Origin of the sequence: Pseudomonas sp. FP818 (genome assembly GCF_030687335.1) — a bacterium.
GTDB classification, from domain to species: Bacteria; Pseudomonadota; Gammaproteobacteria; order Pseudomonadales; family Pseudomonadaceae; genus Aquipseudomonas; species Aquipseudomonas shahriarae.
Genome location: NZ_CP117427.1, coordinates 4004429 through 4017909 on the forward strand (window position 1 = coordinate 4004429; position 13481 = coordinate 4017909).

Sequence of the window (13481 nt, forward strand, 5' to 3'; positions counted from 1 at the left end):
TCTCGCGCAAACACCGTCCGAGCTAGGGCATCGATGCTTTTCGCCCGCTCGGAGGTTTGTGTTTGAAAGCTGCCATCGTCAAAAAGTACCGCCTGATTATCAAGACCATGGGCTATGTCGGCTGGGCACTGTTCTGGCTGCTGCTGTGGGATATTGCGGTCACCGTGGACTTCATGCTGTTCCTCAACGCCAAGATCAACCTGCCGCTGATGCCCCTGACGCTGCTCGGCTCGGCGCTGGTGGTGCTGATCAGCTTTCGTAATACCAGCGCCTATAACCGCTGGTGGGAGGCACGCACGCTGTGGGGCGCGATGGTCAATAACTCACGCAGCTTTGCGCGGCAGGTGCTGACGTTGCTGGATGACCCCGACAACGAGGTCAATCCGATTAAGTCGACCTTGCTGCGCCGCCACGTGGCCTATGTGAATTGCCTGGCGTCGCACCTGCGGGGCGAGCCGTGCCCGGAGGAAGTGCGGGCATTTATTCCTGGGGATGAGTTCGCGCGCAACGGCGCTACCAACAACTTTGCCAACGATATCCTCACCGGCTCCGCGGCCCTGCTGGCCCGCGAATACAAGGCCGGGCGCCTGGACAGCATTCGCCTGGCGCGGCTGGAATCAACCATGGTTGATCTGTCCAACAGCCAGGGCGGCATGGAGCGCATCGCCAACACACCACTGCCCTACCCCTATGTGTATTTCCCCCGGCTGTTTATTTCGCTGTTCTGCCTGATCGTGCCAGTGGGGCTGGTGGAGTCCCTGGGCTGGTTCACCCCACTGGCATCGACGGTGGTGGGTTTTATGCTGCTGGCCATCGAACGCATCGGCACCGACCTGCAAAGCCCGTTTCGCTCCAGCGAGCACCAGATCCAGACAGAGGCCATCTGCGAAACCATCGAGAAAAACCTGCAGTCGATGCAGCGGGATTCGTTGGGGGATGTTCGCAGGGGCCATTAAAAAGCCTGCATGTTTCGAGCACATAGATAATAATGAGTCGCATTAAACATTTCGTTTATCACAGTGCGCTCTTCCCCGCAGAGTGAGCGTCGCATTAATCAGAAGGATCTCTATGCAAAGCTTTTACCTGCACTCGATGCGCCTGCTGGGCGCACTTTTTTTGCTTGCCTGTACGCTAAGTGTCCAAGCCGCCACCGATGAAACCGACCATTCGGCCACCTTCGAAAAAAACCACCAGTCGTACGTGATCAATGCCGATGGCAGTTTTGTCCAGATGGTTGATGGTCACACGGATCAATGAAGAGCGAGCGATCAAAGACAACGCACAGCGTTCGCTGAGCTACAACCGCTCCCTGGAAAACCTCGAGGTGCTTGAAGCCTTCACCCAAAAGCCCGACGGCCGCAAGGTGAAGGTGGGCGCCGAGCAGATCAAGGAACAACAGGAGACCGCCTCGTCCGAGGCGCCGATGTTCCAGGACTCGCGGGTCAAAGTGGTGATATTTCCAGAGGTAGCGGTCGGTGACCGGCTGGTCCTGCGCTACCAGCGCCAGCGCACCACTGCCCTGTTCCCGCAGCAGTTCGAAGACTTCTACGTGCCGGACTTCTACGATGCCGAGCAGTTGAGCCTGAGCTACGACTTGCCAGCCGACAAGCCGCTGTTCGTCGATGCCCGGGGCTTCAAGGCCAGCACCCCGGCCGCGGCTGCCGGGCGCAAGGTGTACCGTTGGGACTACGTACCACAGGAAAAGGCGCGCATGGAAACCGGCGCCGTGTCCTACGTCGATTACGGCCAATTCCTCGCGGTCTCGACGTTCGCCAGCTACAAGGACTTTGCCCAGGCCTATGAGGCCAGGGCCCAGGTCGAAGTGACGCCGGCCATTGCCGCCTTGGCCAAGCAACTTACGGCCAACCTGAGCACCCCGCGCAGCAAAGCCCTGGCCCTGAGCGACTGGGTTCGTAAGAACATTCGTTATGTAGCGGTGTATGTCGGCGCGGGCGGCGTAGTACCGCACCCAGCCCAGGCCGTGCTGGACAACCGCTATGGCGACTGCAAGGACCATGTGGCCCTGCTGGAAGCCATGCTGCGCGCGGTAGCGATCGAGAGCTCGCCGGTGCTGGTCAACCTGGGTAACAGCTACACCCTGGCCAAAGTGCCCACCCTGGGTGTGCTCAACCATGCGATCACTTATGTGCCGGCCCTGGATCTGTACCTGGACTCCACCGCCACAGCCATTGCCGCGGGCTACCTGCCGATCCCGGTGCTGGGCAAGCCAGTACTGTTGACGCAGTCCGGCGAAATGGCCAAGACCCCGGCCGCGCAAACCGGCAAGGTCACCAACGACCTACTGTTCAAGGTCGACAGCAACGGCGCGGCGGACTTTGTGCATGCCACCACCGTGGAAGGCTGGGGCTCAGAGTTCAATCGCTACCTGCTCAATGCAATGAAACCGGCTGACCGCGACTCGATGATCCGCAACGTCCTCGGCTGGTACGGGCAAACGGGCCAGGGCACGTTCAAAAGCGACTCCTTGCAGGATGAAGTCAACCCGTTCAAGAACACCCTTGAAGGGCGCACCGACAACCTGGTCAACCTGCCAGGCCCGACCGGCGTGCCGGCGCTCAGCAGCCTGGTCGGCGGCATTGCGCAGAACGTGTTTGCCTTCGCCTCGGAAAAAGACCGCACCCAAGAGTTCGGTTGCCTCTCGGGAGAAACCCAGGAGCAGGCCCGTTTCGAGTTCCCCAAGGAAGTCATCGTCCTCGCCGTGCCCAAGCCACAGTCCCTGCAACAGGCCGGCTTTGACTACCAGGCCACCTACGCCAAGGAAGGCAACACGGTGCTGATCACCCGCCACTTCAAGTTCGCCCATGCCAATACCGTGTGCAGCCCCGAGGACTTCAAGGCGATGAAGCCGGTGATCGAAAGCATGGTCAACGACCTGAAGAGCCAGATCATCGTGCAGACGCTGTAACTCCCAAGGTCATGCCGGCTGGTGACTGGTCACGCAGTGAATACCACCACCGCCGGCTGCAATCGCGTCGATATCCAGTTGCACCACCTTGCGCCCCGGATAGAGCCTGGACAGCAAGTCAAAGGCCTTGCGGTCGGCGACTTTGTCGCCAAACTGCGGCGCAATCACCGCGCCGTTGATCACGAAGTAGTTGATGTAGCCGGCGGCATAGTCCGGGTTATCCCGACTGAACCGGTTGCGACGCGGGTTCAGCGGTGGCGACACGGTGTGTATTTGCAGCGGCCGGCCATCGGCATCGCTAGCCTGCTTGAGCATGTCCAAGTGGGCCAAGGTCACCTGGTGGTCGTAGGATTCAGGGTCGGTGTCCAGGTTGGCGATGACCACGCCCGGCGAGACAAAGCGTGCGTAAAAGTCGACATGGGCGTCGGTAATGTCCTTGCCCTTGATACCCGGCAACCAGATGATCTTGCGCAAGCCCAGTCGGCTCTTCAGCTCAGCCTCGACGTCGGCCTTGCTCCAGCCGGGGTTGCGGTTGGCATTGATCCAGCTACTTTCGGTCATGATCCCGGTGCCATGGCCATCCACTTCGATGGCACCGCCCTCGCCCACCAGTTCGCTGCGGATGTAAGTTGCGCCTGCCAGCTCGGCAACGTGAGCCGCCAGTTCGGCATCGTCGGCGTGCTGCTGCTTGTTACCCCAGCCGTTGAAGTTGAAGTCCACTGCGCCCAACTGGCCATTGTCATCCACGACAAAGTTGGCGCTGGTGTCACGCATCCAGATGTCATCCAGCTCGGCGTGTACGAAGGTGATGTTACGGGTGCCGCATTTTTCTTCGGCCAGCTCACGCTCATCTTCGCGGCAGAACACCGTGACCGGTTCGTACTCGGCAATCGTACGAGCGATACGGCCCAGGGCGTCCTGCACAGCGGGGGTGAAGTCCTGGTGAATCGCCTCCTGGGCGCCAAAGGCGATAAAGGCGCGCTGGTGTTTCTCGCCCTCATCGGGCATGAACCAGCGGCCTTGGACCGCCGCGTAGACGGGCAGCCCCATGGACGCGGCGGCGCCCAGGCCGGCCACCACCGCGGCCTGTTGGATGAATTGGCGACGTGTGCTCATGTGTACCTCTGGGTTGACCGTCATTGACCGATAGCCGTCTTGAACTTAGTCCAAACCCGCATGCGTGCGCGCATATCGGCCTGGGGAATATCCTGCCCGGCCACCAGTCGTTTGAAGGTGGCGTCGTCCGGGTAAATGTCCGGGTTGTTGCCCATGGCGAGATCGACGCTGGCGCGGGCCTTGGCATTGGCCGTGGGGTAGCCGGTGAAATTGCTGATGGCCGCCATGTTCTCTGGGCGCATGACAAAGTTGATAAACGCGTAGGCGTATTCCGGATGCCGAGCATCCACGGGGATGGCCATGGTGTCCATCCACACCGTCGTGCCCTCGCGGGGGATGTGGTATTGGAAGCGCGCCTTTTTACCCGCCGCATCCGCCGCCCGCTGCGCCTGGGTCATGTCGCCGCTGTAGCCCAGGGACAGGCACAGGTTGCCATTGACCAGGTCAGTCACCGGTTGCGACTGAAACTTGCGGATATACGGCCGCAGTTTGAGCAACAGGGCGCTGGCCGCAGCCAGGTCCTCAGGCTTGGCACTGCGCGGTTCGCGCCCCAGGTAGATCAGCGCCACGGCCAGTACTTCGTCGGGCGAGTCGATCAGCGAGATGCCGCAATCGGCAAATTGGCGAGCCAGTTCCGGCTTGAATAACAGGTCCAGGCTATTGACCGGCGCATTCGGCAAGCGCTGTAGGATTTGCTCGGTGTTATAGGTCAGGCCAATCGTGCCCCAGGTATAGGGCACTGTGGCCTGATTGGACGTGCGGTAATGGCTGCGCAGTTGTTGCAGGCCCGGCTCGATATCCTCCAGCGCCTCAAGTTTTGCCGGATCCAGTGGCTGCAGGCTGCCGGCGCGCATCAAGCGCTCGCCCACCGTATCGCCCGGGAAGATCAGGTCATAACCACTGCCACCGGCCATCAGCTTGGCCTCCAGCGTTTCGCTGCCATCCATCACGTCATAGATCACCTGGATCCCGGTTTCGGCAGTAAAGCGCGCCAGGGTGTCCTCGGCAAAATAGTCGGCCCAGTTGTACAGGCGCAGGATCTTTTCATCGGCCTGTACCGTCGGGATGACGATGCTCAGGGCCAGGGTGCAGTGGATCAGCTTCATGTCATACCCCTTGGGTCTGCCAGCGTGGATGCAGGTGGCGACCGTCCTGGGTCAGTAAACCGCCATACATGTCAGGGCGGCGGTCGCGGTAGATGCCCCAGGTCAGGCGTTCTTCGGCCATGGCCGCCAGGTCCAGGCACTGGAGCAGCACACCGCTGCCGGCGCGGTCGGCCTCGGCCAGCAGCGCGCCTTTGTGGTTGCAGATAAATGACGAGCCGTAGAACTCCATCTGCAAGGTTGAGTCGCTGCTCGCCACTTCCCGACCGACACGATTGGCCGCCACCACCGGCAGCAGATTGGCGGCGGCATGCCCGCGCATGGTCATCTGCCAGTGATCACGGGAGTCCAGGCTGGCACAACCCGGTTCGGAGCCGATGGCAGTGGGAAACAGCAACACCTCGGCGCCCAGCAACGCCAGGCAACGCGCGGTCTCGGGGAACCACTGGTCCCAGCAGATGCCCACGCCGAGGCGGCCGAACGCGGTGTCCCAGACCTTGAAGCCGGTGTCGCCGGGGCTGAAGTATTCCTTCTCTTGATAGCCAATAGCGTTGGGGATATGGGTCTTGCGATATACCCCCAGCAGTTGCCCGTCGGCATCGGCCACACTCAGTGAATTGAAGTAGGCGTTGCCGGCCTTTTCGAACCAGCTCAGCGGCAGCACTACCCCCAACTCCCTGGCCAGCGCGGCGAAGCGCTTGAGCACCGCGCTGTGGCGGTACTCTTCAGCCAAGGCCAGGTGCTTGTGTTGTTGTTCGATGCAAAAATACGGCGTGGCGAACAGCTCTTGCAGCAGGATGACCTGCGCGCCCTGGGCCGCCGCTTCACGCACCCGTTGTTCGGCCTGATCAAGGTTGTGTTGCAGGTTCCAGGTGCAGGGCATCTGGGTGGTGGCAATGGTCAGCTGGCGCATGGCATCACTCCTTTACCGGCCAGGCTGGCTGCTGCTGGGTGATGCAATGCACACCGCCGCCGCCATGGGCCAGGTGGTTGATGCGCACCGGCACCACCACACGATCCGGGAATACCTGGGCCAGCACATCGGCAGCCACCTGGTCCGCCGCGATGCCATAGGCGGGCATGATGATCGCGCCGTTGGCAATATAGAAGTTGGTGTAGGAGGCGCAAAACACCTCGGCGTCGGTATCCACCGCCTCGCTGGCCTCAAAGAGTTCGATCAACTCGAACCGGCGGCCCTTGGCATCGGTGGCCAATTCCAGGGCGCGGCGGTTTTCCCGTGCGACCTCGGCGTACACCGAACCCTGGTCGTGCGTGGCATCTACCAGCAGCACGCCGGGGCGGGCAAAGGCGCACACGCCATCGACATGGCCATCGGTCACATCCCCGGTGACATGCTGCGGGTCGCCTGGCAACCAGATGGTTTTTGTCACCCCAAGCCAGCGCGCAAAGATCGCCTCCATTTCGGCCTTGCTCATGCCCGGGTTGCGATTGGGGTTGAGCAACACCGACTCGGTGGTGATCAACGTGCCCTCACCGTCCACATGAATCGCCCCGCCTTCATTGCTCAACGGCGTGCCAAAGCACGGCAGGCCCAAGTGGTTGAGGGTGCGCCGAGCGAGGCTTTCATCCAGGTCATAGGCTGACTTGCCGCCCCACGCGTTAAAACGCCAGCTCACACCGGCCAGGCCCAATTGCGGGTGGCCAATAAAGCTGGGGCCGGAGTCGCGGCACCAACTGTCGTTGACCGCCAGCGTGATCAGTTCAATGTTGGGGCCGCACAGGGCTTTGGCCGTGTCGAGTGCAGAAGGGTCAACCACCAGCTTCACCGGCTCGAACCGCGCGATGGCATTGGCGACCCGGGCAAAATCCGCCTGCACCTGGGCCAGCGTTACGCGCCATCCCGACTCCCAGAGCGCCTGGTTATGGGGCCAGACCATCCAGGTCGCAGCATGCCTGGCCCATTCCGCCGGCATCCTCCAGCCGCTGTGTGGCATCTCGTTCTGCAGCATGACAACCCCCTTCTGAGTTAAGCCTTTGTGTTCACCAAAAACGGCGTACACGCTATGGGGATCCATGCTACGTTTGGCCAAACCGCCAAACAAACGATGGATTTTGCAGATAAATGATTAGAAAAACTTATCAGCATGCTTAAACACTGGCCGCCCCTTGGGGCACTGCGCGGCTTTGAAGCGGCGGCGCGGCTGGGCAGTTTTCACAAGGCTGCCAACGAACTGCACCTGACCCAATCGGCCATCAGCCAGCAGATCCGTAGCCTGGAAGCGTACCTGGAACAGCCGCTGTTCTTTCGCAACGGGCGCAGCGTCGCCCTGACCGATGCCGGCCATGATTTCCTCAGCACCACCCAGGCCCTGTTACAGCAGTTGTCCGTGGGTGTGCGCCGGCTGGGGCAGTACCGCAAGGCCAATCAACTGGTGCTCAACACCACCCCAGCCTTTGCTCGCCACTGGCTGCTGCCGCGTCTGGCCGACTTCCGCCGGCACCACCCGGACGTGGATTTGTGGCTGTTCAGCACCGACGAAGTACCCGACATGGCCACCCAGACCATCGACCTCGCCGTGCGCGATGACATCAGCGCCCAGGCCGAGTGCAGCTTCAAAGTGCTGCATACCGACCGCCTGTATCCCGCCGCCCACCCCAGCGTACTGGCCCTGCCCCGCGAGCAACGCACCACCCTGCATGGCGAGCGGGAAATGGATTGGAGCCATTGGGCGGTGGAAGCCGGGATTGATGTCGGCCAGCAGGACCAGGGGCTGAATTTTTCCGACCCCGGCCTGCTGCTGGACGCGGCCTGCGGTGGCCTGGGGATCGCACTGGTCAGCCAGTTACTGAGCCAGCACGCACGCGAAAATGGCCTGCTGCACCCCTTGGTCGACGCCACCATTCGCGGCCCCAACTGGGCCTTGCTGACCCACCGCGACAGCGAAAGCGACCCACTGGCGCGCAGCTTCAGCCAGTGGTTACTGGACAACCTGGCACAGGGTGCCGCACATGAGTGAAGGACTGGAGGACATCCTGGCCGAGCGCCTGGCGGTGATTTTTTGCGGGATCAATCCGGGCCTGCTGGCGGCCGCGCAGGGCCATCACTTTGCCGGGCGTGGCAACCGCTTCTGGCGCACCTTGCACCTGGCCGGGTTCACTGCGCATCAAGTGCTACCTGAGAATGACCGGACGCTGCTGCAGTACCACTGCGGGCTGACGACCGTCGTGGAACGGCCAACGGCGCGGGCCGATCAATTGTCGCGGGATGAATTCAAGGCGGCGGCCGACGGGTTTGAACTCAAGATCCGCCGTTATGCACCGCGCTATGTGGCGTTCCTGGGCAAGGCGGGTTATTGCGCGCTGTCGGGGCTGCGCGAGGTGGCGTGGGGGCTGCAACCGCAGACACTGGGGGATGCTGCAGTGTGGGTACTGCCCAATCCCAGCGGGCGGAATCTGGCATTTACGTTGGAGCAATTGGTGCAGGCGTATGGGCAGCTCTATTTGGCAGCATTCCCTGGAAGCCGCGCTGCTTGCGCCCGTTCAGATAGCGACATGCTGGGTGGCAGCAACGACAGCACATAAGCCATGCGCGACGCACTCCCCAGGTTCACGATCAATGTGAACGGCGAGTCGCTGAACTCAAACACCAGATTAAAAGTGCCATAAGCACTGCGCACATCCACCCGCGACACATCGCACAACGGCCGTTGCTTCTGACGTAAAACCCGGTAAATCATCTGCTGGCCATCAAGACGAAATACCGGGTTGAGGCTGTTGGTGGCCAACGCCACCCAAGGCACCCTGCGCAACCCGACAAAACTGGCCAATACCGGAATCGCCTTGCCATCAATGCCAGTACCGGGGGCATAGGCAGGAGCTACCGACTTGGGTTTGCGCAGCTTCTTGAACAGCCAGTACATGAACCAAAACGACAGCCCCTGGCCGATAACCACCACCGCGCCGAAGGCTAAATCCAACCAGCTGATATTCATGGTTTTTCCTTAAACGCCCAATATCCATAGCATTTCGGCGAAGAGTAAAACGTTTCCACACCCTGCCACGCACAGGTTGAAAAATCATACAAAATGATTGACTTATCCTTTTCAATCAGTAAGATACGCCGCATTCCGCGATAGCTCAGTTGGTAGAGCAAATGACTGTTAATCATTGGGTCCCTGGTTCGAGTCCAGGTCGTGGAGCCATATCTCAATCGGATCACCCAAGCTGGTGATCCAGGCATAGCATAATCTACGCGTCGTCTCTGATTCTTCACTTTAGAGACCATTGCCATGAAAATCGCTGCAGTACTCTCAACAAAAGGCGGACCGGGGAAAACCACGGTCACAGCCAGTCTAGGCGCGTTCTGCGCCGACTCCGGTCTTCGCACCCTGCTCATTGATCTAGATAATCAGCCCTCGCTATCGTCGTTTTATGCATTAACGCATGAAGCACCTGGCGGCGCCTACGAGCTGATTGCCAACAATGAGACCCGACGCGATCAGATCATCTCCCAAACCTGCATACCCAACCTTTCCCTGATTCATTCAAATGATCCCTTCAACCAGCTAGGCACTCTGTTACTCCACGCCGCCGACGGACGCCTTCGACTCAAAAACCTCATCTCGACGTTTGAACCAGATTTCGACCTCGTACTGGTCGACACACAAGGCGCACGATCCATCATCCTGGAAATGGCCCTTTTAGGTGCCGACATGGCGATCTCCCCCATCACTCCAGATATGCTGACCGCTAGAGAGTTTCATCGCGGCATGCTTCAGCTTTACCGCGACCTTCAACCTCTAGCCGCTCTGGGGGCGGTGACACAACCACTCAGACTACAGTAGCCAACTTGCACTGGACGCCCCCCCCTAACACCTGTTGAGGGTTTTCCCTGAGCCACTGCCCGTCTTTGCCAGACAAACTCACTGGGTAGCCTCGCAACTCGGAACGGCCCTGCAGGAAAGCAGCCGGGGGCTATTGCCGGTCTGGGTTCTCCAGCAAAGGCAGGCCATCAGTAAACAGCCGAACGGATGCCCATACGAACAGATGCGTTCATTCAGATAAGGGCATTTCGTTTGGCGAAGTCAGCCAAGCCTACTTGCGAGGTTAGTTTGAGCTTGCTTAACAAACGTTTTTTGTAGGCGCTGATATTCTTGTTGCTCAACAGCATGAGCTCGCCGATTTGCAGATTGCTCATGCCTCTGGCCAGTTGCTGCAGGACCACCAACTCACGGTTTGACAATGCACTGATCAGGTGCTGGTCGGAGGCGTCCTGGTCACCGCGACGAACCGAATCCGTTTCCAGACTGGGGAATACCGTATAGCCGGACATGACGGTCGTCAGTGCTTCACGGAACTTTTGCGGCTCATCCACTTTACAGATGTAACCGTCGGCCCCCATGCTTCGGCAGCGCGACGCATAAAACGTCGGCAGTTGGGAAGTGAGTACCAGGATTTTGCTGGGCAATTTCAACGCTTTGATGCGGCGGATAACTTCCAGGCCGTCGAGTTTTGGAAGGCCAATGTCCAGCACGATTAAATCCGGTTGATGCTGGCGAGCCAGTTGCACGGCATCTGCACCATTATTCGTTTCGGCTACCGTCTCAAACCGTTCTTGCGACAACAGCATCACCACGGCCGTGCGTATAAACGGGTGATCATCTACCACCAAGGCTGTATACATCCGTACTCCTAAGACATTTTATTCGATATAGGTATGAAAGATTTAAACGGATAAGAACCCATCATTCGTGGATATACCATTGGCGTGGCTCATCCGTACCGACTCGACATTCGGAGTTTGGCAGGTGCGCGATACCACACGGATGCTGCCGCTAAAAGTTGATCGAAGATAGGGATAGCGGGCTCCAGCCTGAACAACAAATTACTCGTAGGCCGGGAAAGAATTATCCGAAGTCACATCGCTGCCAACAATATCACTAATCTTGACCAGTTCAAGAACGCTCAGGCTAAGCCGGCCCATGGTCATGTTGGTAATCTGCAACGAGATGACGTTGTCATTGGTGGCATCGAACAGTTGCAATTGTGAAGTTTTTAATACTCCGAATAAGAGGGCTCCTGTCTTTTTCAGCAATAATTATCTGGTCGTTGCCGCGATTTTCATATAGGAACACTCTGAAAAAATGAATCGCACTGCGATGCTCCGACTCATTCTCTCACGGCGCATACCCTGCTTAGCTTCCACCGACCCACCGACTGAATACAGCGTGCCACGGCCCTATCTTTTCGTTGATTTGCTCCAGCACCGTGATCACCCGAGATGCCTCAGCTGTTTGCGCCATAGCAAATGCAAAAGTAAAACTCACACATCTTTAATGTCTAGCACCACAAATTAAATGCATATGAATTATAAAGCCATACAAAGAACTTACAACTTACTTAAAGCAAAAGCGCACAATTACGCCCACCTGCAGTAATTAAATGAACTCAAAAACAACATTTTTTATGTTTGGAACACTATTGCCTCACGAACCCGCAGCATCTCGCACAAAACATCTTCCTCTTTGGAAATCCAGACATAGCGAGCGAAAGAAGCGTTCAACCATGCTCATCCACGAACTGGAGATCCGTGTGAAAGCGTTTCTGCTTCTCAAGCCTGGCCTTCACTTATGGATATTTGTGCGTGGCGTAGTTGTCGACGATCAGGATGCGCAACGACCGTGTCGACCTATCTGGCGCGCACGTCATATAGCCAGGGTGTAGACAGTAATGGCCCTACTATGCTGTTCGTGGCCTAGTTGCTCGGGAAGAATGTTGAGTGAAAGATTGAAGCAATACCCCTGATCCTACAGGAGCCGCACGTTCATGAAACGGCTGAAACAGCAGGTCTTCCAGCACTCCATACTCCGTCAAACGTGAAAAGAAGTGCGACGCAGGCAACACCCCCAGTACGCGCCCGCGACTACTCATAAGTCAACTTAAAGGTTGCGTCGGCATCTCCCTTCCCCGGCGTCACCGCGCCGGTTGCGCGATACTGACTAAAGAATACCAGCGCGGCAGTGCGGCTCCCGTTTACAGGCGCAGTCGCCGCTAAGATGGTTTGCCCGAGTGGCAGGAGTGTGCGGTTCTGATCCAACAGGGCAATCGCGACATTTTTCGCCGAGCCGTTCCCGCTGAGAGCCAGCAGCCTCGGGTCAGTCGGGTTTGCGACGCCACTAAAGGTGACTGAGATACCCTTCTTCAGACCGTTGCAATTTTCCAGGTTAATCACAAAGCGTGCCGCAGGCATTGTTGGCAATGTACTGGTGGATTGCCGCACAGCCCAAGTGCCCATATACACATACTGATTGTCTGAACCGACACTCACCTCACAGCTCGCGGCCACTAACTTTGCGGTTATAAGTAAGTTAATCCTGGCCAACTCTGCTTGTGTCACGCTCGAAAAGCCGGACAACAATAGAAGCCCCAAGCCCAGCTGCCGATTTAATGTTCGCATAGCAGCCTCCTGTTATTGATAGTCAACCCGAAGATACGCCCGCGAGGTAACAGGCCCCTCCGCAGGTGGTTTCCCGGTAACACTGACCGGAAAGACTTTGATGGTGACGTTAGCGCTACCGTTGTTGTCCAGCTTAAATGGAATCAAGCTGTTGAACGAGTTCGGTCTCAGGTGCTTTTCGCTCTTGTCGGTGACCACGAAGCCGACGTCCGGATTAGTCGAGACAATGGCATCGCCACTGACGTCATCAGCTTGAACACGCATCGTCAGGCTGGCCTGCTGCTTGATATTGCTGCACTGCAGGGCAATGGATCGAACCTCGGGACTAACCCCCTCTGCCTTGGCACCGGCCGTTTTGAACGCTCCAGTGGAGATGCTGTTGGGAAAATCCACCGTCACGAGGTCATTCGTATCGAGCACGCAATTTTCAGGGACGGTAATGCTATAGTTCAAATACACTTTTGCAAAAATAACATTTTGAACACTGCATACCCCCTCACATGCTCCCCAAGTACCTAATAACAAATTCTTCCGGTAAACCCCTCCTACCATCTTTTGCGTAATTTTTATTGAGCTTTCCCAAGTCGTATCTACGAATTTATCGCCTGTCTTACCAGGCCGACAGGTACTCGTGTCAAGAACTGGCCGATTGAAGGGAGCGTAAGAATATCCGCAAACCCCGCGAAATCGAACAGCAACGGCAAGATAATCATCCACCGGCTGATAAACCCAGTTATCAGGGGCGGTGTTGTAAGGCGGCATAGAATTATTAAATCTTGTGAAAGAGATGCTCTTTAGCCCCTCCCCCATGCCCATTTGAAAAGAGTTCACAGTAAAGTTTGACGAGATCTTCGTTTGCCCTGGCTCATTGGCATGGCTGTCCAATGTTTCAGTCAGCGTCAAATTGATTGCTTGATTG

13 protein-coding genes, 1 tRNA gene and 1 pseudogene are annotated in these 13481 nt (G+C 58.0%); 6 read left to right on the top strand and 9 right to left on the bottom strand.

Going from position 1 to position 13481, the window contains the following annotated elements:
- Nucleotides 1-62 precede the first annotated feature (62 nt).
- Both PSH80_RS18075 and PSH80_RS18080 read left to right on the top strand, forming a co-directional pair.
- Nucleotides 63-956, top strand: coding sequence for a bestrophin family protein (locus tag PSH80_RS18075; protein ID WP_057960253.1), 894 nt, complete (start codon nt 63-65; stop codon nt 954-956).
- Nucleotides 957-1068: 112 nt separating this feature from the next.
- Nucleotides 1069-2926, top strand: a pseudogene (locus PSH80_RS18080) (DUF3857 domain-containing transglutaminase family protein).
- A 9-nt stretch (nt 2927-2935) separates the two neighbouring features.
- Here the strand turns inward: PSH80_RS18080 and PSH80_RS18085 are convergent.
- From PSH80_RS18085 to PSH80_RS18100, 4 genes are read right to left on the bottom strand one after another with little or no spacing between them, the layout of a single operon-like run.
- The gene (locus PSH80_RS18085) at nt 2936-4042 is read right to left on the bottom strand and encodes an agmatine/peptidylarginine deiminase (protein WP_057438574.1); all 1107 of its coding nucleotides are present in this window, start codon (nt 4040-4042) and stop codon (nt 2936-2938) included.
- Nucleotides 4043-4062: 20 nt separating this feature from the next.
- Nucleotides 4063-5148, bottom strand: coding sequence for an extracellular solute-binding protein (locus PSH80_RS18090; RefSeq protein ID WP_057960255.1), 1086 nt, complete (start codon nt 5146-5148; stop codon nt 4063-4065).
- Between the two features lies 1 nt (nt 5149).
- On the bottom strand, nt 5150-6058 hold the full coding sequence (aguB, locus tag PSH80_RS18095) for an N-carbamoylputrescine amidase (protein ID WP_057960256.1): 909 nt from the start codon (nt 6056-6058) through the stop codon (nt 5150-5152).
- A gap of 4 nt (nt 6059-6062) precedes the next feature.
- Nucleotides 6063-7115, bottom strand: coding sequence for an agmatine/peptidylarginine deiminase (locus PSH80_RS18100; protein WP_057960257.1), 1053 nt, complete (start codon nt 7113-7115; stop codon nt 6063-6065).
- Nucleotides 7116-7250: 135 nt separating this feature from the next.
- On the opposite strand from PSH80_RS18100, the gene PSH80_RS18105 reads away from it, so the two are divergent.
- A complete protein-coding gene (locus tag PSH80_RS18105; RefSeq protein WP_057438570.1) occupies nt 7251-8123 on the top strand; it encodes a LysR substrate-binding domain-containing protein in 873 nt (290 codons plus the stop codon).
- Nucleotides 8116-8688 (top strand): G/U mismatch-specific DNA glycosylase, encoded by a 573-nt coding sequence (mug, locus tag PSH80_RS18110; protein ID WP_305417803.1) that lies wholly within the window; start codon nt 8116-8118, stop codon nt 8686-8688. The genes PSH80_RS18105 and mug overlap by 8 nt, the downstream gene beginning before the upstream one ends.
- Here the strand turns inward: mug and PSH80_RS18115 are convergent.
- Nucleotides 8604-9098: a hypothetical protein gene (locus PSH80_RS18115; RefSeq protein WP_162947750.1), complete on the bottom strand. Its 495-nt coding sequence runs from the start codon at nt 9096-9098 to the stop codon at nt 8604-8606. The two genes, mug and PSH80_RS18115, sit on opposite strands and share 85 nt — an antisense overlap.
- Before the next feature lie 134 nt (nt 9099-9232).
- On the opposite strand from PSH80_RS18115, the gene PSH80_RS18120 reads away from it, so the two are divergent.
- Together PSH80_RS18120 and PSH80_RS18125 are read left to right on the top strand one after the other, a co-directional pair.
- Nucleotides 9233-9308, top strand: a tRNA-Asn gene (locus tag PSH80_RS18120).
- A gap of 87 nt (nt 9309-9395) precedes the next feature.
- Nucleotides 9396-9950, top strand: a complete 555-nt coding sequence (locus PSH80_RS18125) for a ParA family protein (RefSeq protein ID WP_081044290.1) — start codon at nt 9396-9398, stop codon at nt 9948-9950.
- Between the two features lie 212 nt (nt 9951-10162).
- Here the strand turns inward: PSH80_RS18125 and PSH80_RS18130 are convergent, their stop codons facing one another.
- The 4 genes from PSH80_RS18130 to PSH80_RS18145 form a co-directional block, all read right to left on the bottom strand.
- On the bottom strand, nt 10163-10789 hold the full coding sequence (locus PSH80_RS18130) for a response regulator transcription factor (protein WP_057960259.1): 627 nt from the start codon (nt 10787-10789) through the stop codon (nt 10163-10165).
- Nucleotides 10790-10990: 201 nt separating this feature from the next.
- Nucleotides 10991-11149 (bottom strand): hypothetical protein, encoded by a 159-nt coding sequence (locus PSH80_RS18135; RefSeq protein WP_162947751.1) that lies wholly within the window; start codon nt 11147-11149, stop codon nt 10991-10993.
- 879 nt (nt 11150-12028) lie between these two features.
- Nucleotides 12029-12562, bottom strand: a complete 534-nt coding sequence (locus tag PSH80_RS18140) for a fimbrial protein (RefSeq protein WP_305417806.1) — start codon at nt 12560-12562, stop codon at nt 12029-12031.
- Between the two features lie 12 nt (nt 12563-12574).
- Nucleotides 12575-13465, bottom strand: coding sequence for a fimbrial protein (locus tag PSH80_RS18145; protein WP_164844808.1), 891 nt, complete (start codon nt 13463-13465; stop codon nt 12575-12577).
- Between the last annotated feature and the right edge of the window lie 16 nt (nt 13466-13481).

What these genes read in the sequence shown, in the direction of transcription:
- PSH80_RS18085 (WP_057438574.1), bottom strand. Translation starts at nt 4,042, where the DNA reads ATGAGCACACGTCGCCAATTCATCCAACAGGCCGCGGTGGTGGCCGGC.
- PSH80_RS18090 (WP_057960255.1), bottom strand. Translation starts at nt 5,148, where the DNA reads ATGAAGCTGATCCACTGCACCCTGGCCCTGAGCATCGTCATCCCGACG.
- aguB (WP_057960256.1), bottom strand. Translation starts at nt 6,058, where the DNA reads ATGCGCCAGCTGACCATTGCCACCACCCAGATGCCCTGCACCTGGAAC.
- PSH80_RS18100 (WP_057960257.1), bottom strand. Translation starts at nt 7,115, where the DNA reads ATGCTGCAGAACGAGATGCCACACAGCGGCTGGAGGATGCCGGCGGAA.
- PSH80_RS18105 (WP_057438570.1), top strand. Translation starts at nt 7,251, where the DNA reads ATGCTTAAACACTGGCCGCCCCTTGGGGCACTGCGCGGCTTTGAAGCG.
- mug (WP_305417803.1), top strand. Translation starts at nt 8,116, where the DNA reads ATGAGTGAAGGACTGGAGGACATCCTGGCCGAGCGCCTGGCGGTGATT.
- PSH80_RS18115 (WP_162947750.1), bottom strand. Translation starts at nt 9,098, where the DNA reads ATGAATATCAGCTGGTTGGATTTAGCCTTCGGCGCGGTGGTGGTTATC.
- PSH80_RS18125 (WP_081044290.1), top strand. Translation starts at nt 9,396, where the DNA reads ATGAAAATCGCTGCAGTACTCTCAACAAAAGGCGGACCGGGGAAAACC.
- PSH80_RS18130 (WP_057960259.1), bottom strand. Translation starts at nt 10,789, where the DNA reads ATGTATACAGCCTTGGTGGTAGATGATCACCCGTTTATACGCACGGCC.
- PSH80_RS18140 (WP_305417806.1), bottom strand. Translation starts at nt 12,562, where the DNA reads ATGCGAACATTAAATCGGCAGCTGGGCTTGGGGCTTCTATTGTTGTCC.